This window comes from Aeromicrobium sp. SORGH_AS_0981 (assembly GCF_031453195.1).
In the GTDB taxonomy this organism is placed as follows: domain Bacteria; phylum Actinomycetota; class Actinomycetes; order Propionibacteriales; family Nocardioidaceae; genus Aeromicrobium.
In genome coordinates, this window is record NZ_JAVIZD010000001.1 from 1,002,482 (window position 1) to 1,025,543 (window position 23,062).

A 23,062-nucleotide genomic window follows, 5' to 3' on the forward strand; every position below is an offset into this window, starting at 1 on the left:
GGTCCGCAGCAGGAGGTGTGCCCGGATCGGGCAACCACGGAAGTCTAGCCGTGCCCACGATCCCGGGCCAAATCGCGGGGTCCCGACCACCCGGGGGCTAGCGTGTCAGGGTGCAGGACGCCCTCCCCCTCGACGTCGAGCCGGTCGACCTCGAGATCGTCGGCCTGGTCGTGTCGCCACGGCACCGCTACGACGGTCGGCCCTCCGACGGTCCGCGACCGGCGATGGGCTCGGACCGCCAGACGTCGATCGACGTGCGGGCGCACAAGGGCGTGGTCGGCGACCGCTACTTCGGCACGCGGCACCGGTTCGCGGCGGTGACGTTCCTCGCGGTCGAGGAGGTCGAGCGGGTCGGCGCGAGCCTCGACGCGCCGGGGCTCGACCCGTTCCTGGCGCGCCGCAACGTGCTGACGCGTGGGCTCGACGTCGAGTCGCTGGTGCACAGCGAGTTCACGCTCGAGCAGGGGGGCCGCAGCCTCACCTTCCGCTCGCTCACCCGGGCGAACCCCTGCGCGTGGATGGACGTGGTGCTCGCGCCGGGGGCCCACCAGGCGATGCGTGGCCACGCGGGCATCCGCAGCGAGCCGCTCGGCGACGGGGTGCTGTCGGTGGGCCCTGCCCGGCTGGTGGCGGTGCGTCACCTCAGCCCCGACGACGCCGCGCAGCTGCGCCGCGAGGCGCTCGCGACGGCACGTCGTCAGGCCTGACGGGAGCCCGACCGGACGCGTCCCTCGTCGTCCACGACGTGCCCCTCGGCCTGCAGGAGCGGGGTGGCCGCCTCGCGGTGCTGGCGGTACAGCCGCCCGTTCGTGGGCAGGACGCGCCACCAGGGCAGTCCCGGGACACGACGCAGCACGTTCGCGACCGCCTGGCCCGCGCCGGGGTGACCCGCCTCGAGCGCCACCTCGCCGTAGGTCAGCAGGTCCCCGGGTCGCAGGGCCTCCACCACGTCGGCGACACACTGCTGGAACGGCGTGAGCCGCTCCGGCGGGTCGGCGTGCCCGCCGCCGGGCAGCGGCATCGTGGAGGCTTCGTCACCCATGGCACCAGTGAACCCCAGGGCCGTGGTGCCTGCAGCCGCGTCACCGTCGTCGGCGCGGGTCCGCTCCGTCCGTGTGGTCGTCGAGACCCCGGGCGATGGCGTCCAGCGCGGTGTCGAGCTCGACGTCGCTCACGCCGCCGAAGCCGACGACGAGCCCGGTGAGGGTGGAGCCGCGCGTGTAGTCCGCGAGCAGCGGCACGTCGAACCCGACGGCCCGCGCTGCGGCGCGCGCGGCGAGCGCACGGTCGGTCGGGAGGAGCCAGGTCGAGTACATGCCCGCGCTCGGACCGGCCGGCTCCGCGTGGGCGGCCAGCACGGCGGCCACGCGGGGCGCGCGGTCGGCGTACACCCGACGTGCCGAACGGACGACGCGGTCGACGTACCCGTCGCGCAGCATCGACAGGAACGCCCGCTGCACCGGCCACGAGACGCTCTCGTGCCGGAGCGTTCGGGCGGCGCGGACGGCGTCGAGCAGGTGCGGCGGTGGCACGAGCCAGCCGAGGCGCAGGCTCGGCGAGACCGACTTCGACGCGGTGCCGAGGTACGCGACGCGGGAGCGGTCGAGCGACGACAGTGCAGGGACGGGTGCGACGTCGTAGCGGAACTCGGAGTCGTAGTCGTCCTCGACGACCACGGCGTCCTGTGCCGTCGCCGCCGCGAGCAGCGCCACCCGGTCGGCTGCGGGCATGACGTGGCCGAGCGGGTGCTGGTGGGCGGGGGTCACGTAGGTCGCGACGACGTCCGGGGGCACGACCGGTACACCGCGGGCGGGGACGTCGACGACCGTGCGGCCCGCCGCGCGGACGGTGGCGACCGCCGCCCGGTAGCCGGGGTCCTCCACCGCGACGGCGCCGTCGGGCAGCACCTCGAGCAGGGCGCGCAGGCCGTCGGTGGTGCCCTGCGTGACGACGACCTGGTCGGGGTCGCAGTCGACGCCACGCAGCCGGCCGAGACGTTCGGCGAGCGCGGCGCGCAGCGCGGGGACACCGCAGGGGTCGTCGTAGCCGGCGGGCGGGACGGCGGCGGCCACGTCGCGCCACGCCCGCCGCCATCCCGCCCGGTGACGTGGGTCGATCCAGGGGGTGCCGGTGTCGAGGCGCACCAGGGTCGGCGCAGCGGGGTCGGCCGCTGCGCGTGGCGTCGGGGTGGTCGGCGCCGGGCCGGACGGGGGTCGGGCGGTGGCCGTCCCGGCGACGAAGGTGCCCGAGCCGTGGCTCGCGTCGAGCCAGCCCTCGGCGACCAGCTGCTCGTAGGCCTGCGTGACCACGGCGCGGGAGACCCCGAGCTCGACGGCCAGCGCCCGGCTGGCGGGCAGCCGCGTGCCGCGGCGGAGCGTGCCCGCACCCACGAGGCGACGGATCCCGGTGGCGAGCTGCGTCGCCAGCGGGGCGTCGGCCGTCCGGTCGAGGCGGAGCGGCAACGTCGGCGGTCCCGAAGTGGTCTGCACGTCCTGCAAGATAGTGGACCTGGACGTCGGTCCACTTGCGCAGGAGGCTGGGGTCATGTCGACGATCGATGCCACACCGCTGTCGCCCACCCCGCGCACGACCCTCGGGCGCTCGCGCGAGCGGGGCCTCACCGACCGGGCCGCGCTGCACGCGATCCTGCGCGAGACGCTCGTCGCGCACCTGGGCGTCGACGTCGGCGACCACCCGGTCGTGCTCCCGGTCGCGATCGCCGTCGACCTCGACGGTCCCGACGCGGACGGCACGCTCTACGTGCACGGCTCGGTGGCCGCGCGGTGGCTGACCCGCTCGGACCGACGGACGGTGTGCGTCACGGCGACGCTGCTCGACGGGCTGGTCGTGGCGCGGTCCGGCTTCCACCACTCGATGAACTATCGCTCCGCCGTGGTCGTGGGGGAGGCGCGGATCGTCGAGGACCCGCAGGAGAAGGCGCACGCCCTCGACCTCACCGTCGACCACGTCGTGCCCGGCCGCTCGGCGACCCTGCGCCCGCCCACCCGCAAGGAGGTGGCCGCGACCGCCGTGCTGGCGATCCCGCTGCGCGAGGCGTCGGTGAAGGTGCGCGCCGGCGACCCGGTGGACGACGACGCCGACGTCGAGGCCGGCGCGTGGGCGGGCGTCGTGCCCCTGTCGACCGTCGCGGCGAGCCCGGTGTCGGCGGCGGACTCGCACGACGACGTACCGGCCGACGTGGTGAGCCGGGCCGCGCAGCTGGGTGCCTGAGCACACAGGGTCGAGCGAGGCACGGTTTTCTCAGGCAGGCACGGGTTGCTCTCCGTGCTCACCTGAGGAAACCGTGCCCAGCGGAGATTCCCAGGTCGACCTGGGAATCTCCGCTGCGGGTCAGAGGTCGCTGGAGACGTCCCAGATGTTGACGCCCTCGACGGTGCCGGCGAGCTCGTCGATGCGGGTGAGCTCCTCGTCGCTGAAGTCCGTCTGCGCGGCGGCGGCGAGGTTCTCGTCGAGCTGCTCGGTCGAGGACGCGCCGATGAGGGCCGACGTGACGCCGCCCGGCCGCAGCACCCAGGAGATCGCGAGCTGGGCCAGGCTCTGGCCGCGCCGCTCGGCGACCTCGTTCAGCCCGCGCAGCCGCTCGACCATGTCGGGCGTGACGACGTCGTCGGTGAACGAGCCGCGTTCGCCCGAGCGCTTCGCCGGCTCGTCGCCCAGGTACTTCGACGTCAGCAGGCCCTGCGCGAGCGGCGTGAACCCGATCGACCCCATGCCGTGCTCGTCGAGCACCGTCAGCAGACTCTTCCCGCCTGCTGCCCCTGGCCCGGCACCCCCGCCGTCCTCGATCCACCGGTTCACCATCGAGTACGACGGCTGGTGGATGACCAGCGGCGTGCCGAGGTCCTTCGCCACGGCCACGGCCTCGGCCGTCCGCTCCGGCGAGTACGACGAGATGCCGACGTAGAGCGCCTTGCCCTGGCGCACGGCGGTGTCGAGCGCGCCGATCGTCTCGGCCACCGGCGTGCCGGGGTCGGTGCGGTGGGAGTAGAAGATGTCGACGTAGTCGACGCTCATCCGCTCCAGCGACGCGTCGAGGCTGCTCAGCAGGTACTTGCGCGACCCGAGCTTGCCGTACGGGCCCGGCCACATGTCCCAGCCGGCCTTGCTCGAGAGCACCAGCTCGTCGCGGTAGGGCTTGAAGTCGGTGCGCATCATCCGCCCGAAGTTCTCCTCCGCCGAACCGTACGGCGGGCCGTAGTTGTTGGCGAGGTCGAAGTGGGTGACACCGCGGTCGAACGCGTGCCGCAGGATCTCGCGCTGCGTCGCGAAGGGCCGGTCGTCGCCGAAGTTCCACCACAGGCCCAGCGAGATCGGCGGCAGCAGCAGCCCGCTGTCGCCCACCCGCCGGTAGTCCAGGTGCTGGTAGCGGTCCTCGGCCGCGACGTACGGACGGTGGGTCTCGGGCACGGCGTCGGCCCAGTAGCGCTCCTCGGTCATGGTCCCGACGCTAGCGACCGCCGACGGACCCCGCCCCTCGGCACTCGCGCCTCTGAGCAGCCAGGACCGCGACGTCGCGCGACGCGTGACGGAACACGCTCCGTCCTGACGTGACGAAACGCCCGCGACCCGTCACCCTAGGGGCATGCGAACGGTCGTCGGCGTGGTGCTCGGGGCGTGTGCCCTCGGCATCGTCACGGCCGCGGCGCTCGGCACGGCACCGTTCCTCGTCACGCCGACACCGTGGGTGGTCGGGCTGATCGGGGTCGCGATGCTGGCCGTCGTCGCCCAGCCGGCGGCGGCACCATCGGCCCGACGCGTCGCGAAGGTCCTCACCGTGGTCGGCTCCGTCGGCGCGGTCGTGGCCTGGGCCGCCTACCTGCGTGGCTTCAGCGACGAGAACGGCCTGCGCGGCTGGCCCGACGCGCTCGACTCGATGGTCGACCTCGGGTCCTCCACCGCGGCCCTCGCGCTCGCCGCGCTGCTGGTGGTCGCCGGCTCGGCCACGGCCCGACGGCAGCCGCCCGGGATCGACGACGGGACACCCGTCAGCGCAGACGCGTGACCTCGACGCTCACGAACAGCTCCGACGCGCCCGGCGTCGAGTAGATGCCGCGGAGCGGCGGGCAGTCGCCGTAGCCCCGCCCCCGCGCCACGAGCACGTGCCGGTCGCCCGGCACGACCGCGTTCGTCGGGTCGAACCCGCGCCAGTCGCCGTCCCAGTACTCGACCCACGCGTGCGACTCGCCCTCGACGGTCTCGCCGACCACCGGCTCGGTCGACGGGTGCAGGTAGCCCGACACGTACCGGGCCGGGATCCCCGCCCGCCGCAGGGCGCCGAGCGTCGCGTGCGCGACGTCCTGGCACACCCCCGCGCCGGCCTCCCACGCCTCCGCCGCCGTCGTCGACACCTGCGTGACGCCCGGCAGGTAGCGCAGGTGGTCGTGGACCAGGCCGAAGACGCCCACGGCGTACTCGCCGGGAGTGTCCGACGACGCCTGCAGCGCGTCGAGCTGCGCCCCGAGGTCGTCGTGCGGACGCACCCACGTGTCGAGCACGAGGAACTCGCACCACTCGTCGCTCACCGCGGCGAGGTCGGCCCACCCCACGGGCGCGACGTCGACCGCGTGCGGCGTGCTCTCGACCGTCGACGTCGCGACGACCGTGAGCGCGTCGTGCGGCTCGTGCACCTCGAACGCCGTGACGACCGTGCCCCAGTAGTCGCGGTACTCCTGCGACCACGCCGTCGGCGACACCTCCACCCGCGACCGCAGGACCACCTGGTCCGACGTCGTCAGCGGCGTCATCCGTGCCTCGTTGTACGACGCCTCCGCGCCCTCGGCGTACGTGAAGCCCGTCGTGTGCCGCACCCGCAGCTGCATGGGTCGCGGCGACCCGCTCTGCCACTGCGACGCCGACCCCTGGCCCACCTGTCCCTGCATGCTCACAGCGAGACCCCTCCCGTCCACGCGTGCGTGTCCGAGTGCGAGAAGTACCGCGCGCCGACCGCCTCGCTCGCGGCCGCGCACGTGCGCTGCAGCCGCTCCATCTCGATCGGCATCGCCTCGACGATCTCCGCCAGCGGCCGGTACTCCAGCTCCGTCCGCGCCCGGCCCAGCAGCCGCTGCGCCTCGTCGCCGAACCCCGAACGCTGCCCGCGCGCCTCCAGCCGGCTCAGCGCGCGCTCGGCCTCCATCAACGCCGACACCACCGACCGCGGGAACCACCGGTCCAGCAGCAGGAACTCCGCCGCCTGACGGTCACCCTCCAGACCCCGGTAGGCGCGGATGAACGCCTCGTACGCACCGCACGCCCGCAGCGTCGTCGGCCAGGCCACCTGCGTGTCCGACGCCAGCGCCGCCGTCGACAGCAGCCGCGCCGTCATGTCGACCCGCTCGATGCTGCGTCCCAGCACGAAGAAGTTCCAGCCCTCGTCGCGCGGCATCGTCCCGTCGGCGATGCCGTTGACCATCGCCGTCCGGTTCCGCACCCACGCGAACATGTCCGGCGGCCGCTTCGTCCGCGCCGACGGAAGACCGCGCCACATCGTGTTGATCGACGCCCAGATGTCGGTCGACAACGTCTCGCGTGCGCCCCGCGCGCCCTCGCGTGCGGCCGTGATCGCCGACGCGATCGAGCCCGGGGAGTCGACGTTGTGGGCCAGCAGGTCGAGGATCGTCCACCGGTTGACCGCACCCGTGTGGCCCTCCACCCCCATCACCGACAGGAGCTGCTGGCACGACGCCGCCTCGTCGATCGCCGGGTCCTCCACCAGCACCTGCAGCTGGACGTCGAGGATCCGTGCGGTGTCGTCCGCACGCTCGAGGTAGCGGCCGATCCAGAACAACGACTCCGCGATCCGGCTCAGCATCAGAGGTCGCCCCCGTCCTCGGTCAGGACCGACGGCGCGGCCGCTCGCATGCTCTTGGCCTTCTCGGGACCGTCGGCCTCCTCGTCGACCGCGTCCTTGGGGTCCGCGGGCGTCGACGGGTCGGCCAGCACCCACGTGTCCTTCGAGCCACCTCCCCGGGAGGAGTTCACGATCAGCTCGCCCTCGGGCAGCGCCACCCGCGTCAGGCCGCCCGGCAGCACGTAGACGTCGTCGCCGTCGTTCACCGCGAACGGCCGCAGGTCGACGTGCCGCGGTCGGATGCCCTGCTCCACCAGCGTCGGCACCGTCGACAGGGAGATCACCGGCTGCGCGATCCAGGCGCGCGGGTCGGCGTCGATCTTGACCCGCAGCTCGTCGAGCTCCTCGCGCGACGCCGCAGGACCGATGACGATGCCCTTGCCGCCCGACCCGTCGACCGGCTTGAGGACGAGCTCGTCCAGACGGTCGAGCACCTCCTCGCGCTGGTCGGCGTCGCCGAGGCGCCACGTGTCGACGTTGCGCAGCACCGGCTCCTCGCCGAGGTAGTAGCGGATCAGGTCGGGCACGTAGGTGTAGATCAGCTTGTCGTCGGCCACGCCGTTGCCGACGGCGTTCGCGATGGTCACGTTGCCGGCGCGGGCCGCGTTGACCAGGCCCGGCACGCCCAGCACCGACTCCGGGTAGAACTGCATGGGGTCGAGGAACTCGTCGTCGATGCGCCGGTAGATCACGTGCACCGGCTCCAGCCCGCGCGTCGTGCGCATCGAGACCCGGCCCTGCTGGCACACCAGGTCGCGGCCCTCCACCAGCTCGACGCCCATCGTGCGAGCCAGCAGCGTGTGCTCGAAGTAGGCGGAGTTGTAGACGCCCGGCGTCAGCACCACGACGTTCGGGTCGCTCACGCCCGACGGTGCCGCGGCACGCAGCGCCGCGAGCAGGTTGCGCGAGTACTGCTGGACCGGACGGATGCGGTGGTCGGCGAACACCTCCGGCAGCGCCGCGGACATGGCCGGCCGGTTGGTCATGACGTAGGAGACGCCCGACGGCACGCGGCAGTTGTCCTCCAGCACCCGGAAGTCGCCCTGCCCGTCACGGATCAGGTCGATGCCCGAGATGTGCACCCGCACCCCGTTCGGAGGCTCGATCCCCGCGACGACGCGGTGGTAGTGCGGCGACGTCAGCACCGTCTCGCGGGGCACGATCCCGTCGGTGAACACCTCGCCCGGTCCGTACACGTCGGCCAGGAACGCCTCGAGGGCCTTCACGCGCTGACGCACGCCGGTGTCGACGTCGGTCCAGTCCCGCGCCTCGATGATGCGCGGCACGATGTCGAGCGGGAAGGGCCGCTCCTCGCCGCCGACGCCGAACGTGACGCCCTGGTCGAGGTAGGCCGACGCGAGCGACTCCGCGCGGGCCCGGATCTCGTCGTTGCCCATCCGGGTGAACGCCGCGTGCACCTGCGCGTACTCGGACCGCAGGGTCGAGTCGTCGAACATCTCGTCGAACCCGGCCACAGGTCCGTAGCCGTCGAAGAGGTGCGCGTCGCTCACGGGGGCCACCCTAGGGAGGAGAGGTGTCGATCATGTTTCGTGACCTGTCTAGCGGAGAGCCGGTCGGCCTGCACCCCAGAAGGCCCGGCCGGTTGGCCCCGACCCGCGCTTCCTCCTAGGGTCGAGCCATGAGCGGCGACGGGGAGCGGACGGAGTCGGGCGAGGAGTCCAAGCCCGGGATCAAGGACCGGATCGCGGGCTGGCACCCCGTGCTCGCCCACGTCATCCGCACCCTCGACCACTACGGCGCGCACCGGGGCAACCTCGCCGCCGGCGGTGCCACCTACTTCGGCTTCCTCAGCTTCTTCCCGCTCCTGGCCGTCTCCTTCGCGGTCGTGGGGCAGCTGTCGGAGATCTACCCCGGCGCCCAGCAGGACTTCGTCGACGCCCTCAGCGGGGTGCTGCCCGGCATCGTCTCCGTCGACCCCGAGCCCGGACGCATCGCCCTCACCGAGATCGCGTCCAACGCGCCCGCCATCTACACCGTCGGCCTGCTCACCGCGCTCTACGCGGGCCTCAACTGGGTGAGCGGGCTGCGCGACGGGCTCAACCAGATGCTCGACCTGCCCACGTCCGAGACCGGCAACCTCGTGAAGGCCAAGGGGACCGACCTGGTCACGCTCGTGGTCCTGGGCTTCATCCTGCTCCTCTCGGTGTCCGTCGGCGGGCTGCCCGTCGCGCTCGGCTCGTTCCTGCTCGACCTCGTCGGACTGCCCGGACCGGTCGGCGCCGTCCTCCTGACGCTGCTGTCGGTGGTCGTCGGCGTCGCCGTCAGCACCGTGCTGTTCTGGGCGATCTTCCGCCTGCTGCCGAAGCCCGACCTCCCCGAGCACGCGCTCTGGCGCGGCGCCCTGTTCGCCGCCGTCGGCTTCGAGCTCATCAAGCAGTTCGCGAGCCTCGTGCTGCGCGGTGCCAGCTCGGTGCCGGTGGCCTCGCTCGCCATCGCCCTGACGCTGGTGGTCTGGATCTACTTCTTCTCCCGCCTGGTGATGTACGGGATCTCGTGGGCGTGCACCGACGAGTCCACGCTCGCCGAGCTCGCCGAGCTGGAGGACGCCGACGACGAGGCGCAGGCCGCTCGCGTTGACGCCGCGGACCTCGAGGAGGAGCCCGTCGACGTGGGCTACGTACGCCCGCTCGTCGTGGGCCTCGGGCTGGGGACGCTCCTCGGCGCGGTGCTGGGCCGCTCCACCCGCGACGACTGACGGCTCCTAGGCTGCTGCCATGAGCAGCCACGGCTCGCAGCCCCGCCCCTCGGCCCGCACCATGTCGGCCGAGGAGACCCGCGCGCTGCAGGTCGTGCGCCGCCGGACGACCGCCATCTGCTTCTTCGTCGTCGCGATCCACGGCGTCGTCGGCCTCGTCGTCGTGGCCGACGTCATCGCCCGCCAGGGCCGGCAGAGCGGGGCCGTCATCCTCGTCGTCATGTCGGCGTTCCTCGCCATCGGCATCAGCGTCGCCGTGCGCGCGATCCTGGCCGCACGGCCGGTCCTCTCGTGGCCGTGGGTCCTGCTCTCGCTCGTCCCGTCGGCGGCCGGTCTGGTCTGGGTGATCTGACCTTCACCGACGCGACACCGGCGCTTCACGCCCCGATGTCGGGCGTGGCGGATACTCTGGCCGTGGAAAGGGTCCGCCCATGGCCGAGCACGTCCTGGTCCTGAACGCCAGCTACGAGCCGCTGCAACGCGTGTCCCTGCGGCACGCCATCAAGATGCTGGTGCGCGAGGTCGCGGTCATCGAGGAGGAGGCCGAGGGCACCTTCGGCCCGTTCCCCAAGCCCAAGGTCCTGCGGCTCGTGCGCTACGTCGTCACCCGCTGGCGGCACCGGCGGGGGCACCTGTGCACGAAGTCGGCCGTCAAGGCCCGCGACCAGATGTGCGCCTACTGCGGCGGACGCGCCGAGACCGTCGACCACGTGCTGCCGCGCAGCCGCGGCGGTGCGCTCACCTGGGAGAACGCCGTCGCGGCGTGCCTGCGGTGCAACCACCGCAAGGCCGACCGCACCCCGGCCGAGGCCGGCATGACGCTGCTCATCACACCGGCCGCCCCGCCACCCGGCTTCCTCGTCGGCTGACCGCTCGGGGTGCGGGCGCCGTGGGGTCCGTCGGCCTACGATGGACCGCACACGGAAGAGGTGACGATGACCGAGCGGCGGGCCCTGGGCGCCGGTGACGTGCTCGACGGTCGCTACGTGCTGCAGGACCTCGTCACGGAGAAGCTCGGGTCGTCCACGTGGCGCGCGCACGACCGCGTGCTGGCACGCAACGTCGGCATCGAGATGGTCCCGAGCGACGACCCGCGCGCCGACAACTTCCTTGAGGCGGCCCGCCAGTCCACGTCGGTCACCGACCCGCGGTTCCTCCGCGTGCTCGACCTCGTCGAGGCCGACCACGACCACCACGTCATCGTGCGGGAGTGGGCGCGGGCGTTCCCGCTCGACCAGCTGCTGCGCCAGTCGCCGCTGCCGAACCGACGAGCCGCGACGGTGGTCGCGGAGGTCGCCGAGGCCCTCGCGCACGCCCACGAGAAGAACCTGTTCCACCGCCGCCTCACGCCGCACCACGTGCTCCTCAAGCAGACCGGGGCCGTGCGCATCGTCGGCCTCGGCGTCGCGACCGCCCTGGCGCCGGCCGGCCACCAGGACACCTTCGAGGACCTGCGGGCGTACGAGCAGATGGACGTCGAGGCCCTCGGCAAGCTGCTGTACGCGTGCCTCGTGGCCCGCTGGCCCGGGGTCGGCGTCGACGGGCTGCGCGCCGCGCCGGCCGAGGGCGGCAAGCTCCTGCGACCCCGTCAGGTGCGCGCCGGCGTGTCCCGCGACGTCGACGCCGTCGTCGACCGGATCCTCGGGCGTCCGCCGCTGAACCACCGCACGCCGTTGCGCACGGCCGCCGACATCGGTCGCGCGCTGCGGCTCACGGGTGAGGACGAGGCCGACGTCGACGACCCGAGCCCGCTGCACATCTCCTCGCCCGACCTGCTGCGCCTCGACCCCGTCATCGTGCCGGAGGGCCCGCCGCCCGGTCTGGAGCCGCCCCGACGACGGCCGAAGGCCTTCGAGCCGGCCCCGCCCACCACGTTCGAGCGCAGCGTGCACCGCGCGAGGCGTGCCACCGCGGGCGGCGACCGCAAGCTGGTCCTCGCCGGCGTGGCCCTGACGCTCGCGGTCGTCGGGCTGCTGGCCTTCGCCGTGGGACGGTTCACCGGGGAGGACCGCCGACCGCCGACCGCCTCCGTCGCCACCGAGGAGGCGCCGGCCCGCACCCTGGGGATCGCGTCGGTGCGCGACCTCGACCCGCAGGGCCAGGACGGGCAGGAGAACCCCGAGGACGTGGGGCTCGCCGTCGACGGCAACCCCGAGACGGGCTGGCGCACCAGCACCTACTACCGCCGTGCCGACCTCGGTGGCCTGAAGGACGGCGTGGGACTCGTGGTCGACCTGGGTGGCCCGCGTGAGGTCGACTCGATGCGGATCCTCCTCGGCGGAGCCGGCACCGCGCTCACCGTCTACGCGACGAGCCCCGGCGGCGAGGTCCCGGGCAGCCTGCGCGACCTGCGCCGCATCGCGACGCTCGACGACGCCGGCACCGACGTCACCGTCACGTTCCCGGCGAACACCATCACCCGCCGGGTCGTGGTGTGGCTGAGGGCCCTGCCGCAGGTGGGTCCCGGCGAGTTCCAGGGCGACGTCCGCGAGATCAGCCTCAAGGGCCGACGCTGACGATCCTGCCCCCGTCGCTCTGGTCGGGCAGCGGAATGATCCCCACCTAGACTGCGTTGAGCAGAGCAAGACCGTCTACGAGAAGGCACCCATGAGCACTGAGTCGTCCGCCAATGACGTCCGCAACCTGATCATCATCGGCTCCGGCCCGTCGGGCTACACCGCAGCCGTGTACGCGGCCCGCGCGAACCTCGCCCCGCTCGTCTTCGAGGGCTCGGTCACCGCCGGCGGCGCGCTGATGAACACGACCGAGGTCGAGAACTTCCCCGGCTTCCCCGAGGGCATCATGGGCCCGGCGCTGATGGACAACTTCCGCGCGCAGGCCGAGCGCTTCGGCGCCGAGCTGATCGCCGACGACGTCACGTCGGTCGACCTCACCGGCGAGGTGAAGTCGGTCTCGCTCGCCGACGGCACGACCTACCGTGCGCACGCCGTCGTCCTGGCCATGGGCTCGGGCTACCGCAAGCTCGGCGTCGCCCGCGAGGACGAGCTCTCGGGCCACGGCGTCAGCTGGTGCGCCACGTGCGACGGCTTCTTCTTCCGTGAGCAGAACATCGTGGTCGTGGGCGGCGGCGACTCCGCCGTCGAGGAGGCCACGTTCCTCACCCGCTTCGCGTCGAAGGTGACGCTCGTGCACCGTCGCGACGAGCTGCGCGCGTCCAAGATCATGCAGGACCGCGCGATCGCCAACGAGAAGATCGAGTTCGCCTGGAACTCCGAGGTCGCCGAGCTGCACGGCGAGGGCCGTCTGGAGAAGGTGACGCTGCGCGACACCGTCACGGGCGAGACCCGCGACCTCGACGCGACCGGCCTGTTCATCGCGATCGGCCACGACCCGCGCTCGGAGCTGCTCACCGGTCAGGTCGACCTCGACGACGAGGGCTACGTGCTGGTCCAGCAGGGCAGCACGGCCACGAACCTGTCCGGCGTCTTCGCCGCCGGCGACCTGGTCGACCACACCTACCGCCAGGCGATCACCGCCGCGGGCACCGGGTGTGCTGCGGCCCTCGACGCCGAGCGCTTCCTCGCCGACCGCGAGCAGGCCGGTCAGCCCGCACCCGACGTCGCCATGGCCCAGTGGGCCGAGTGACCCCGATCCCCACGACCCCCATCCGCTGAAGGAGAACCCCATGCCCGAGATCACCCCCGTCACCGACGCCGACTTCGCCGAGAAGGTGCTGCAGGCCGACGGTCCCGTGCTCGTCGACTTCTGGGCCAGCTGGTGCGGCCCGTGCCGTCAGCTCGCGCCGATCCTCGAGGAGATCGCGTCCGAGAAGGGCGAGGCGCTCACCATCGTCAAGATGGACGCCGACGCCAACCCGAAGACGCCGAGCGACTACCGCGTCACCGGCCTGCCCACGATGAACCTGTACTACAAGGGCGAGGTCGTGAAGTCGATCGTCGGCGTCCGCCCCAAGTCCGCGATCCTCAACGAGCTCTCGGAGTATGCCTGAACCCGAAGGCGCCTAGCGCCTGAGCAGTTCAGGCAGGTCGAGTGGTGCGCGCCGCAGGCGCCCCGCTGTATCGAGACCTGGCAAGCGTCGAAGCCCCGGTGCGATGCACCGGGGCCTCGTCGTATGTGGAGCACCGCAGGTTCCGACGCGGACTGACACAACAATCTATCGCTTTGTCGACATGTCGATCAATGGTTCCGCGGCGGGTCCATCAGACCCACGATCCGCTCCAGGTCGTCGATCGTCGCGAACTCGACGGTGATCTTGCCCTTCGCTTTGCCGAGATCGACCTTGACGCGGGTGTCGTAGCGCTCGGAGAGCCGTGCGGCGAGGTCGGCCAGGCGGGGAGCGGAGACCGTGCGGCCGGGGGTGCGCGACCGAGAGGTGGCCGGGTCTCCGGTGTCGCCGAACTTCACGATCTCCTCCAGCGCACGCACCGAGATGCCCTCGGCGACGACACGTGCAGCCAACCGGTCCTGCACCTCGGGGTGCGACACCGAGAGCAGCGCGCGAGCGTGCCCGGCGGACAGCACGCCGGCCGCGACCCGGCGCTGTACTGCAGGCGGCAGCTTCATCAGGCGCAGCGTGTTGGTCACCTGGGGGCGCGAGCGACCGATGCGGTCGGCGAGCTCCTCCTGGGTGCAGCCGAAGTCGTCGAGCAGCTGCTGGTAGGCGGCGGCCTCCTCCAGCGGGTTGAGCTGCGACCGGTGGAGGTTCTCGAGCAGCGCGTCGCGCAGGAGGTCCTCGTCGGTCGTGTCGCGCACGATGGCGCCGATGGTCTCGAGTCCCGCCGCGCGCGAGGCACGCCACCGACGCTCCCCCATGATCAGCTCGTAGGCACCCGGCGCCGTCTCGCGGACCACGACCGGCTGCAGCAGACCGACCTCGCGGATCGAGTGCACGAGCTCGGCCATGTCCTGCTCGTCGAAGACCTGACGCGGTTGTCGGGGGTTCGGGACGACGGCGTCCAACGGCAGCTCGGCGAAGCGGGCGCCCTGGACCTCCTGCAGCCCGGACTCCTTCGCCTCGGCGGGGGTCGACGGGATGAGCGACTCGAGCCCTCGGCCGAGTCCACGACGTGGTGCCATCAGGCGCCCCTCTCGCTGGTGGTCGGGTCGGACGTCCCCGCCTGCGCGATCTCACGGGCGGCCTCCAGGTAGGAGAGCGCACCGGACGAGCCCGGGTCGTAGGTGAGGACGGACTGCTGGTAGCTCGGTGCCTCGGAGATCCGTACCGAGCGAGGGATCGCGGTGGCCAGGACCTTCGGGCCGAAGTGGCTGCGCACCTGCTCGGCGACGCCGGCGGACAGGCGCGTGCGTGCGTCGAACATCGTCAGCAGGATGGTGGTGATCTCGAGGTCCTGGTTGAGGTGCGCGCGCACGAGCTCGATGTTGCGCACCAGCTGGCCCAGGCCCTCGAGCGCGTAGTACTCGCACTGGATCGGGATGAGCACCTCGCGCGCGGCGACCAGCGCGTTGACGGTGAGCAGACCGAGGGACGGCGGGCAGTCGATGACGACGTAGTCGATCCGATCGTCGGCTCGCTCGCGCTCCTCCAGGTGGGCAGCGAGCGCCTTCTTCAGGCGGGTCTCACGCGCCACGAGCGACACGAGCTCGATCTCGGCGCCGGCCAGGTCGATGGTCGCGGGGAGCACCGTGATGCCCGGCAGCTGTGGCGCGGGCCGGACGAGCTCGGAGAGGGGGACGTCCTCGACCAGTGCCTCGTAGACCCCGGGCGTCCCCTCGGTGTGCGCGATGTCGAGCGCCGTCGACGCGTTGCCCTGCGGGTCGAGGTCGACCACCAGGATGCGCAGTCCCTTCTGGGCGAGGGCCGCAGCGACGTTCACCGCCGTGGTCGTCTTGCCGACCCCTCCCTTCTGGTTGGCCACGACGAAGATCCGCGTGCGGTCGGGACGGGGAAGCTGGGTCGTGCTGCGGGCCCGACGGGCGAGGTCCACGTGGTCCCGCGCCTCGCGGGCGAGCGGGGTGTCGAACGGCTGGTCCGGCTCGGACGACGTGAAGCTCGACGCCGGTGCCGCGCCTGAGGCCACCGAGCTCAGCGGCGTCGACGGGCCAGGGGTCTGCTTGTCGTCAGCGCTCACAGAACCTCGTTTCACGTGAAACATGCCCCGCCCGGTCCGGGCGAGGGTCGTCACTTCGACACTTCCACCACGGTGGTCGGAATCTCGACATCACCGTACGTCCGGATCAGCGTAGCGGTCGCCCCGAGACGTCCGAGGGTGCGCTTGGCATCCTTCACCTCGTCCGCCGCCGACTGGCCCTTGAGCGCGAGCAGCACCCCACCGGGCGCGACCAACGGCATGCACCACTTTGCGAGCTTCTCCAGAGCGGCCACCGCGCGCGCCGTCACCACGTCGAACTGACGATCGACGTCCTCGGCGCGGGCACGGAGCACCTCGACGTTGGCCAGCTCAAGCTCGTCGACCACCTCCTGCAAGAAGGTCGTCCGGCGCAGCAGCGGCTCGATCAACGTCACCTTCAGGTCCGGCCGGGCGATGGCCCAGACGAGACCAGGCAGACCCGCACCCGATCCGACGTCGGCCACGGAGGCACCAGCGGGGAGTCGGGGCACGACCACGCCGCTGTTGACGAGGTGGCGGTCCCACAGTCGGGGGACCTCGCGAGGACCGATCATCCCGCGCTCTACGCCGTCGTTCGCGAGGATCGCCGCGTACTGCGTCATGAGGGGCAGCTGGTCATGGAACACCCCCGCAGCCGAGGAGGGCGGCGGGGGTGTTTCACGTGAAACACTCATGCGGACCTCAGGCGTCCGCCGCCGGCAGCACGACGACGTGACGACTCCGGTCGGCGCCCTCGGACTCGCTGGAGAGTCCAGCAGCCGCCACGGCGTCGTGGACGACCTTCCGCTCGAACGGGCTCATGGGGTCGAGCGCCACACGGGCCTCACCGGAGCGGACCCGCTCGATCGCGCCCGCCGCCACCGACTCCAGCGCGACCCTGCGCTGCGCCCGGAAGCCACCGACGTCGAGCATCAGCCGGCTCCGCTCACCCGTCTCGCGGTACACGGCCAGGCGGGTCAGCTCCTGCAGCGCCTCCAGCACCTCACCACCACGACCCACCAGGTGGTCCAGGCCGCCACCGACGACGGAGACCGACGCGCGGTCGTTCTCCACGTCCATGTCGATGTCGCCATCGAGGTCGGCGATGTCGAGCAGCTCCTCGAGGAAGTCCGCGGCGATGTCGCCCTCGGCCTCCAGCTTCGCAGCGTCGGTCATGACCGGATCACTTCCTCTTCTTCTTGTTCGGGCTCGGCTTGGACCCGGAGGTCCGCTGGTTGCGCGTCTGCTTCTTCGGCTGGTTGCGCTGCAGACCGGGGTGCGGCTTCTCGATCTCCTTCAGCGGGTCCTCCGGCACGTTCTTGCCGTGCTTCGCGTCGCGCTCCTGCTTCGCCTTGAACGCCGGCGTCCCCGGCGCAGGGTTGTTGCGGATGACGTAGAACTGCTGGCCCATGGTCCAGAAGTTCGAGGTGGTCCAGTAGATCAGGACGCCCACCGGGAAGGCGATACCACCGACGGCGAAGACCACGGGCAGCACGTAGAGCAGCAGCTTCTGCTGCTGGGCATACGGTCCCGACAGCGCGTCCGGCGGCATGTTCTTGCTCATCAGCTGACGCTGCGTGATGAACTGCGTGGCGCACATCGTCAGCACCATGATGACCGCGATGATGCGCGTCTCGACGTGCGTGGCACTGACGAGCGTGTCGGCGATGCGGCCGCCGAGGAACACCGCGTCCTGCAGCTCCTCGGCCAGCTTGGCCGTCATGAAGCCGCGGGCGCCGTCGGCACCGTTCTTGGCGGCCTGGTCGATCACGCGGAACAGCGCGAAGAACACCGGCATCTGCAGCAGCAGCGGCAGGCACGACGCGAACGGGTTGGTGTTGTGCTCCTTCCAGAGCTTCATCTGCTCCTGGGCCAGGCGCTCCCGGTCGTGACCGTACTTCTTCTGCAGCTCCTTGATGTGCGGCTGCAGCAGCTGCATGTTGCGGCTGCTCTTGATCTGCTTGACGAACAGCGGGATGAGCAGCGCGCGGATCGTCACCGTCAGGCCGACGATCGCCAGCGCCCACGACCACCCGCCCGACGGGTCGAGGCCGAGCCGCGTGAAGATCTCGTGCCAGACGAGCAGCACGCCGGACACCGCGTAGTACAGCGGCGTCATGATGGCCGAGCCGATCGAACCTAGGAAGTCGAACATGGTTCTCCAGGGGTGGGGGTGACCGTCGCCGCGGCGACGGGAGGTTCAGAGGGATGCTGCTCGTCCTCGGGCGTGACCTCGGTGCCGCGGCGTGGCGGCACCGGGTCGACGCCGCCGGCAGCCCAAGGATGACACCGGCACACACGTCGTGCGGCGAGCCACGACCCGCGGGCGGCGCCGTGCGTCTCGACGGCCTCGAGCGCGTAGGCGGAGCAGGTCGGGTAGTAGCGGCAGACCTGGCCGTACAGCGGGCTGATCGCGAACCGGTACGCCCGGAGCAGCCAGACGAGCACGGTCCTCACCGACGCACCCCGCCCCGACGCTCCGCCTTCTCGACCGCGGAGGTCAGCACGTCCGTGAGGTCGGCCGACAACGTCGGACCGTCGACGGACGCCGCGCGGGGCAGCGCCCGCACCACGAGCCGGGACCCCGCGGGCACCGAGGCGAGCGCCCCGTGCTCGAGGTGGTCGCGCACGCGGTGCCGCAGACGACGCTTGACGCGGTTGCGCACGACGGCCGGCCCCACGGCCTTGGACACGACGAAACCGACGGAGGTGTCTCCGTCGGTTCCGATCGAGAGATGCGCGACGAGGGTCGGCGACGACGCCTTCACCCCGCGGCGGACGGCGACCTTGAAGTCACCGGCCTCACGCATGCGGTGGGGCCGCCCGAGCACGGCTCAGGCGGAGAGGTTCGCGCGGCCCTTGCGGCGACGGTTGGCCAGAATGGCGCGGCCCGCACGCGTGCGCATGCGCAGGCGGAAGCCGTGCTTCTTGGCGCGACGACGGTTGTTCGGCTGGTACGTACGCTTGCTCACGAGTTTGGTCCTTCGACGATTCGGGCCGGGGATCGACGGCCACCGCTCGCCCACGGCGAAGATCTCGGTCGTGGGCATGCGGCAACGGTCGTGTTGCACGACTGCTCCACGGTACGGGGCGGTCGGAGCGTGGTCAAACCCGCCCCATAGGCTACCTGCGACCAACCGGTCCACGCGACACGCCGGGCGCACTGCTGCAATCTTCCCAACCCGCTTGAAACGACCTCGCGACCGCTGCTAGCGTCGCCGCTCTGCGCCTTTTTCCACAGCGCAGGACCAGCGGGTAGCTGGATGCACACCGTGTGGACAACTCTGTGGACCACGCGACCCCTCGGGAGACCTGCATGACCGACGCCTCAGGGCAGACCTCGGACGACCTCGAGCTCTCCACGGCGTGGGACCACGCCGTCTCGACGCTGTCGAACGGTGCCCGCGTCTGGGTCTACAGCGCGGAGCCGATCAGCCGGCACCCGGGGATCTTCATCGTCGGCGTCCCCGACGACCTGAGCCGTGCGCAGCTGGAGTCCCGCGTGCGCCCCGCCCTGGAGCACGCGCTCTCGTCGCACCTCGGCGAGCAGGTCCGGCTCGTCGTCACGATCGAGCCGTCGCTCACCGACCGCGCGCGGGACCGCCCGTCCTCCACGACGTCGCAGGCCGACGACCGTCCGCACCCCGCCGGCCCGCAGAACACCGCGCCGCAGGCACCGGGACCGCAAAATGACGACAAGTCGACACATCCACTTTCCGTGGTGCCCCCGGCGCCCGAGGAGGACGGCGACGACATCGACGTCGACGAGTTCGTCCCGAGCTGGGCCCAGGAGCCCGACCCGGTGCAGCGCCGGACCAGCGCCCACGAGGCGCGGCTCAATGCTCGGTACCTGTTCGAGAACTTCGTCATCGGCTCGTCGAACCGCTTCGCCCACGCCGCCGCGGTCGCGGCCGCCGAGGCACCCGGCAAGGCGTACAACCCGCTGGTCATCCACGGCGACTCGGGACTGGGCAAGACGCACCTCCTGCACGCCATCGGCCACTACGTCCTGAACCTCTACCCCTCCTCGCGCGTGCGCTACGTCAACAGCGAGGAGTTCACCAATGACGTCATCAACGCCATCCGTGAGAACCGGACCGCCGCGCTGCGCCAGAAGTACCGCGAGATCGACGTGCTGCTCGTCGACGACATCCAGTTCCTCGAGAACAAGGAGTCGACGCAGACGGAGTTCTTCCACACCTTCAACGCGCTGCACAACGCCAACAAGCAGATCGTGATGACGTCGGACCGCCCGCCGAAGAACCTGCGCACCCTCGAGGAGCGGCTGCGCAACCGGTTCGAGTGGGGCCTGCAGACCGAGATGCTGCCGCCGGACCTCGAGACCCGCATCGCCATCCTGCGCAAGAAGGCCGCGATCGAGAAGCTCACCGCACCGGCCGACGTGCTCGAGTTCATCGCCAGCAAGGTGCAGACGAACATCCGCGAGCTCGAGGGTGCGCTCATCCGCGCCACGGCCTACGCCAACCTGCAGGGCGCGACGGTCGACCTCCAGCTCGCGCAGATCGTGCTGAAGGACCTCGTCGCCGAGGGAGAGGAGCCGGAGATCACCGCCGGCGTCATCCTGGCGCAGACCGCCGCCTACTCGGAGTTCACCATCGAGGAGCTGTGCGGAACGAACCGCAGCCGCGACCTCGTCCTCGCCCGCCAGATCGCGATGTACCTGTGCCGCGAGCTGACCGACATGTCGCTGCCGAAGATCGGCGCCGACTTCGGCGGCCGGGACCACACGACGGTCATGCACGCCGACCGCAAGATCCGCAAGCTGATGGCCGAGAAGCACGCCGTCTACAACCAGGTCACGGAGCTGACGAACCGCATCAAGCAGCAGGCCCGTCAGAACTGACCCCCACGCGGCACCTGCCGCAGCCACCAGGCCGACGTCCGAGGGACGTCGGCCTCGTCGCGTGGTGCCCGCAGGCTTCATGCACACCTGGGGACGACACTGTGGGAAAGTCTCGACCTCAGGTGGACAGACGCGACCGACGTGTGAACGAGGTGTGAACGACGCGCGGACGTGCACAGCCCCTCGGGGTGCGTCCACGGCACGCCCACACGGTCGTCCACGGGACGACACGCCGCCTGACCAGCGCCGACGCCGGTTGTCCACGGGATCCACACCGCCTACGACGACGACGAGAGAGTTACATGTCCGGATCCCCCGCAAGAGTGACGGGACGGCCTGGGTGTGGACGAGCGGGACGACGTCCTCAGGACGTCTCGCCCGACCTACGCTTCACACCGTGTCCGTGGCAGGATGCAGTCCTAGTCTTCTCATGCCCGAAAGGCCTCGATTCGTGAGATTCCGCATCGATCGCGACACGTTCGCCGACGCCGTGGCGTGGACCGCACGCAGCCTGCCCACCCGGCCGAGCGTGCCCGTCCTCGCCGGGCTCCTGATCGAGACCGCCGGCGACGGTCTGACGTTGTCCGGGTTCGACTACGAGACCTCCACCCGCGCGACGCTGCCCGCCGAGGTCGCCGACGACGGCCGGGCCCTCGTCTCGGGCCGGCTGCTGTCGGAGATCGTCAAGTCGCTGCCGTCGAAGCCGATCGACGTGAGCCTCGACGGCACCAAGGTCCAGGTCTCGTGCGGGAGCGCACGGTTCAGCCTCTCCACGATGCCCGTGGAGGAGTACCCGCAGCTGCCGCAGATGCCGACCTCCTCGGGCACGATCAAGGCCGACGAGTTCGCGACGGCCGTCGCGCAGGCGAGTGCTGCCGCAGGTCGCGACGAGATGCTTCCCCTGCTCACCGGCGTCCGGCTCGAGATCGACGGCTCGACGATCTCCCTCATGGCCACCGACCGCTTCCGCGCCAGCCTGCGCGAGCTGCAGTGGTCGCCCGAGGCGAGCGACGCCTCCGGCCACGCCCTGGTGCCTGCCCGCGTGCTCGGCGAGACGGCGCGGTCCCTGGTCTCCGGCTCCGACATCACCATCGCCATCTCCTCGGGCGAGACCGGCGACGGTCTCATCGGCTTCGAGGGCACGGTCGGCAACGGCACCCGCCGCACCACGACCCGCCTGCTCGAGGGCGACTTCCCGCGGGTGCGCCAGCTCTTCCAGGCGCAGTCCGAGACCGTCGCGCACGTGCGCACGTCGGACCTGGTCGACGCCGTCAAGCGCGTCTCGCTCGTCGCGGAGCGCAACACGCCCGTCCGGCTGACGTTCTCCGACGGCCAGGTGCTGCTCGAGGCCGGCAGCGGCGACGACGCGCAGGCGTCGGAGTCGATCGAGGCCACCATCGACGGCGCCGACATCTCGATCGGCTTCAACCCCGGCTACCTGCTCGAGGGTCTCGGCGTCATGTCCGACCCCGTCGTGCACCTCGCGTTCACCCAGCACACCAAGCCGGCCGCCATCTCCGGCGTCCGCGAGATCGGTGACGCGCCCGACGGCGCGTTCCGCTACCTGATCATGCCGGTGCGTCTCCAGGGCTGACCCGCCCACCGCACCGCACCACACGTCGTCACCTGGAGGGACCTCCATGCACCTCGGACTCGTCGGACTCGGCAAGATGGGCGGCAACATGCGCACCCGTCTGCGCAACGGCGGCATCACCGTCACCGGCTACGACCGCAACCCCGACGTCAGCGACGTCGACTCGCTGCAGGCCCTGGTCGAGGAGCTGCCCTCGCCCAAGGTCGTGTGGGTGATGGTGCCCGCGGGCGACATCACCCGTGCCACGGTCGAGGAGCTCCTCGAGCTGCTCGGCGAGGGCGACGTGATCGTCGACGGCGGCAACTCCCGCTGGACCGACGACGAGAAGCACGCGGCGCTGGCCGCCGACAAGGGCATCGGCTTCGTCGACTGCGGCGTGAGCGGTGGTGTCTGGGGCCTGGAGAACGGCTACGCGCTGATGGCCGGCGGCGACGCCCACGACATCGCGAAGGTCCAGCCGGTCTTCGACGTCCTCAAGCCCGAGGGCGAGTCCGGGTTCGTGCACGCCGGTCGCGTGGGCGCGGGCCACTTCTCCAAGATGGTCCACAACGGCATCGAGTACGCGATGATGCAGGCCTACGCCGAGGGCTTCGAGCTGCTCGAGAAGGCCGAGCTCGTCGAGAACGTCACCGACGTCTTCGACTCCTGGCGGGTCGGCACCGTCGTCCGCTCGTGGCTGCTCGACCTGCTCGTCAAGGCGCTCCAGGACGACCCGGGCCTGTCGAAGATCCGCGGGTACGCCGAGGACTCGGGCGAGGGTCGCTGGACGGTCGAGGCCGCGATCGACCACGCCGTCCCGGCGCCGACGATCGCCGCGTCGCTGTTCGCGCGGTTCGTCTCGCGCCAGGACGAGTCGCCCGCCATGCAGGCGGTCGCCGCGATGCGTCAGCAGTTCGGCGGCCACGCCGTGCAGGCGGCCGAGGAGACCGGGCACGCGCCGGCCGACCTCGACGCCGACCCCTCCTGACGC

Annotated in this window: 26 protein-coding genes; 12 read left to right on the plus strand and 14 right to left on the minus strand. The window is 71.6% G+C overall.

Features of this window, described 5'->3' with window-relative positions; all coding sequences use genetic code 11:
- The first annotated feature begins 110 nt into the window (after positions 1-110).
- The gene (locus QE370_RS05145) at positions 111-707 is read left to right on the plus strand and encodes a molybdenum cofactor biosysynthesis protein (protein WP_253027240.1); all 597 of its coding nucleotides are present in this window, start codon (positions 111-113) and stop codon (positions 705-707) included.
- On the opposite strand, the gene QE370_RS05150 is transcribed toward QE370_RS05145, so the two are convergent.
- Both QE370_RS05150 and QE370_RS05155 read right to left on the minus strand, forming a co-directional pair.
- On the minus strand, positions 698-1,042 hold the full coding sequence (locus QE370_RS05150) for an MGMT family protein (protein ID WP_309633672.1): 345 nt from the start codon (positions 1,040-1,042) through the stop codon (positions 698-700). The genes QE370_RS05145 and QE370_RS05150 overlap by 10 nt on opposite strands.
- A 40-nt stretch (positions 1,043-1,082) precedes the next feature.
- Positions 1,083-2,489, minus strand: a complete 1,407-nt coding sequence (locus QE370_RS05155; protein ID WP_309633673.1) for a PLP-dependent aminotransferase family protein — start codon at positions 2,487-2,489, stop codon at positions 1,083-1,085.
- A 55-nt stretch (positions 2,490-2,544) separates the two neighbouring features.
- Between QE370_RS05155 and QE370_RS05160 the strand changes: the two genes are divergently transcribed.
- Positions 2,545-3,231 carry a pyridoxamine 5'-phosphate oxidase family protein gene (locus QE370_RS05160; protein ID WP_309633674.1) on the plus strand — a complete coding sequence of 229 codons (687 nt, stop codon included), beginning with the start codon at positions 2,545-2,547 and terminating at the stop codon, positions 3,229-3,231.
- Between the two features lie 120 nt (positions 3,232-3,351).
- Here the strand turns inward: QE370_RS05160 and QE370_RS05165 are convergent, their stop codons facing one another.
- Positions 3,352-4,458 (minus strand): aldo/keto reductase, encoded by a 1,107-nt coding sequence (locus QE370_RS05165; protein WP_309633675.1) that lies wholly within the window; start codon positions 4,456-4,458, stop codon positions 3,352-3,354.
- A gap of 145 nt (positions 4,459-4,603) precedes the next feature.
- On the opposite strand from QE370_RS05165, the gene QE370_RS05170 reads away from it, so the two are divergent.
- Positions 4,604-5,023 (plus strand): hypothetical protein, encoded by a 420-nt coding sequence (locus QE370_RS05170; protein ID WP_067861093.1) that lies wholly within the window; start codon positions 4,604-4,606, stop codon positions 5,021-5,023.
- Here the strand turns inward: QE370_RS05170 and QE370_RS05175 are convergent.
- Genes QE370_RS05175 through QE370_RS05185 form a run of 3 tightly spaced genes read right to left on the minus strand, consistent with a single transcriptional unit; the run spans position 5,007 to position 8,379 of the window.
- A complete protein-coding gene (locus QE370_RS05175; protein WP_309635238.1) occupies positions 5,007-5,900 on the minus strand; it encodes a transglutaminase family protein in 894 nt (297 codons plus the stop codon). The genes QE370_RS05170 and QE370_RS05175 overlap by 17 nt on opposite strands.
- Before the next feature lie 2 nt (positions 5,901-5,902).
- The gene (locus tag QE370_RS05180) at positions 5,903-6,829 is read right to left on the minus strand and encodes an alpha-E domain-containing protein (RefSeq protein ID WP_253022419.1); all 927 of its coding nucleotides are present in this window, start codon (positions 6,827-6,829) and stop codon (positions 5,903-5,905) included.
- Entirely contained in the window at positions 6,829-8,379 is a 1,551-nt protein-coding gene (locus QE370_RS05185) for a circularly permuted type 2 ATP-grasp protein (protein ID WP_253022417.1), read from the minus strand. The genes QE370_RS05180 and QE370_RS05185 overlap by 1 nt, the downstream gene beginning before the upstream one ends.
- A gap of 128 nt (positions 8,380-8,507) precedes the next feature.
- Here QE370_RS05185 and QE370_RS05190 point away from each other — a divergent pair, with 128 nt between their 5' ends.
- From QE370_RS05190 to trxA, 6 genes are all read left to right on the plus strand, one after another.
- Positions 8,508-9,584 carry a YihY/virulence factor BrkB family protein gene (locus tag QE370_RS05190; RefSeq protein WP_309633676.1) on the plus strand — a complete coding sequence of 359 codons (1,077 nt, stop codon included), beginning with the start codon at positions 8,508-8,510 and terminating at the stop codon, positions 9,582-9,584.
- 19 nt (positions 9,585-9,603) lie between these two features.
- Positions 9,604-9,936 carry a hypothetical protein gene (locus tag QE370_RS05195; RefSeq protein WP_253022413.1) on the plus strand — a complete coding sequence of 111 codons (333 nt, stop codon included), beginning with the start codon at positions 9,604-9,606 and terminating at the stop codon, positions 9,934-9,936.
- A 79-nt stretch (positions 9,937-10,015) separates the two neighbouring features.
- Positions 10,016-10,453, plus strand: a complete 438-nt coding sequence (locus tag QE370_RS05200) for an HNH endonuclease (protein ID WP_253022411.1) — start codon at positions 10,016-10,018, stop codon at positions 10,451-10,453.
- Positions 10,454-10,519: 66 nt separating this feature from the next.
- Positions 10,520-12,100 (plus strand): protein kinase family protein, encoded by a 1,581-nt coding sequence (locus QE370_RS05205; RefSeq protein ID WP_309633677.1) that lies wholly within the window; start codon positions 10,520-10,522, stop codon positions 12,098-12,100.
- 91 nt (positions 12,101-12,191) lie between these two features.
- The gene (trxB, locus tag QE370_RS05210) at positions 12,192-13,190 is read left to right on the plus strand and encodes a thioredoxin-disulfide reductase (protein ID WP_253022397.1); all 999 of its coding nucleotides are present in this window, start codon (positions 12,192-12,194) and stop codon (positions 13,188-13,190) included.
- 40 nt (positions 13,191-13,230) lie between these two features.
- The gene (gene trxA, locus QE370_RS05215; protein WP_067861107.1) at positions 13,231-13,554 is read left to right on the plus strand and encodes a thioredoxin; all 324 of its coding nucleotides are present in this window, start codon (positions 13,231-13,233) and stop codon (positions 13,552-13,554) included.
- 188 nt (positions 13,555-13,742) lie between these two features.
- On the opposite strand, the gene QE370_RS05220 is transcribed toward trxA, so the two are convergent.
- The 8 genes from QE370_RS05220 to rpmH form a co-directional block, all read right to left on the minus strand.
- On the minus strand, positions 13,743-14,642 hold the full coding sequence (locus QE370_RS05220) for a ParB/RepB/Spo0J family partition protein (protein WP_253022395.1): 900 nt from the start codon (positions 14,640-14,642) through the stop codon (positions 13,743-13,745).
- Entirely contained in the window at positions 14,642-15,655 is a 1,014-nt protein-coding gene (locus QE370_RS05225) for an AAA family ATPase (protein WP_308207023.1), read from the minus strand. Before QE370_RS05225 ends, QE370_RS05220 begins: the two co-directional genes overlap by 1 nt.
- 50 nt (positions 15,656-15,705) lie before the next feature.
- Positions 15,706-16,257: a 16S rRNA (guanine(527)-N(7))-methyltransferase RsmG gene (rsmG, locus tag QE370_RS05230; RefSeq protein WP_309633678.1), complete on the minus strand. Its 552-nt coding sequence runs from the start codon at positions 16,255-16,257 to the stop codon at positions 15,706-15,708.
- A gap of 79 nt (positions 16,258-16,336) precedes the next feature.
- Positions 16,337-16,810, minus strand: coding sequence for a R3H domain-containing nucleic acid-binding protein (locus QE370_RS05235; protein ID WP_253022383.1), 474 nt, complete (start codon positions 16,808-16,810; stop codon positions 16,337-16,339).
- Positions 16,811-16,817: 7 nt separating this feature from the next.
- On the minus strand, positions 16,818-17,789 hold the full coding sequence (gene yidC / locus QE370_RS05240; protein ID WP_067861118.1) for a membrane protein insertase YidC: 972 nt from the start codon (positions 17,787-17,789) through the stop codon (positions 16,818-16,820).
- The gene (gene yidD / locus QE370_RS05245) at positions 17,774-18,091 is read right to left on the minus strand and encodes a membrane protein insertion efficiency factor YidD (RefSeq protein WP_309633679.1); all 318 of its coding nucleotides are present in this window, start codon (positions 18,089-18,091) and stop codon (positions 17,774-17,776) included. The genes yidC and yidD overlap by 16 nt, the downstream gene beginning before the upstream one ends.
- Complete coding sequence (rnpA, locus tag QE370_RS05250; protein ID WP_308207021.1) at positions 18,088-18,465, minus strand: ribonuclease P protein component; 378 nt, start codon at positions 18,463-18,465, stop codon at positions 18,088-18,090. The genes yidD and rnpA overlap by 4 nt, the downstream gene beginning before the upstream one ends.
- A gap of 3 nt (positions 18,466-18,468) precedes the next feature.
- Positions 18,469-18,606, minus strand: a complete 138-nt coding sequence (rpmH, locus tag QE370_RS05255) for a 50S ribosomal protein L34 (protein WP_067862010.1) — start codon at positions 18,604-18,606, stop codon at positions 18,469-18,471.
- 344 nt (positions 18,607-18,950) lie between these two features.
- Here rpmH and dnaA point away from each other — a divergent pair, with 344 nt between their 5' ends.
- From dnaA to gnd, 3 genes are all read left to right on the plus strand, one after another.
- Positions 18,951-20,498: a chromosomal replication initiator protein DnaA gene (dnaA, locus tag QE370_RS05260; RefSeq protein ID WP_253022370.1), complete on the plus strand. Its 1,548-nt coding sequence runs from the start codon at positions 18,951-18,953 to the stop codon at positions 20,496-20,498.
- Between the two features lie 451 nt (positions 20,499-20,949).
- Positions 20,950-22,092, plus strand: a complete 1,143-nt coding sequence (dnaN, locus tag QE370_RS05265) for a DNA polymerase III subunit beta (RefSeq protein WP_067852972.1) — start codon at positions 20,950-20,952, stop codon at positions 22,090-22,092.
- A 46-nt stretch (positions 22,093-22,138) separates the two neighbouring features.
- On the plus strand, positions 22,139-23,059 hold the full coding sequence (gnd, locus tag QE370_RS05270) for a phosphogluconate dehydrogenase (NAD(+)-dependent, decarboxylating) (protein ID WP_309633680.1): 921 nt from the start codon (positions 22,139-22,141) through the stop codon (positions 23,057-23,059).
- The last annotated feature ends 3 nt before the right edge of the window (positions 23,060-23,062 follow it).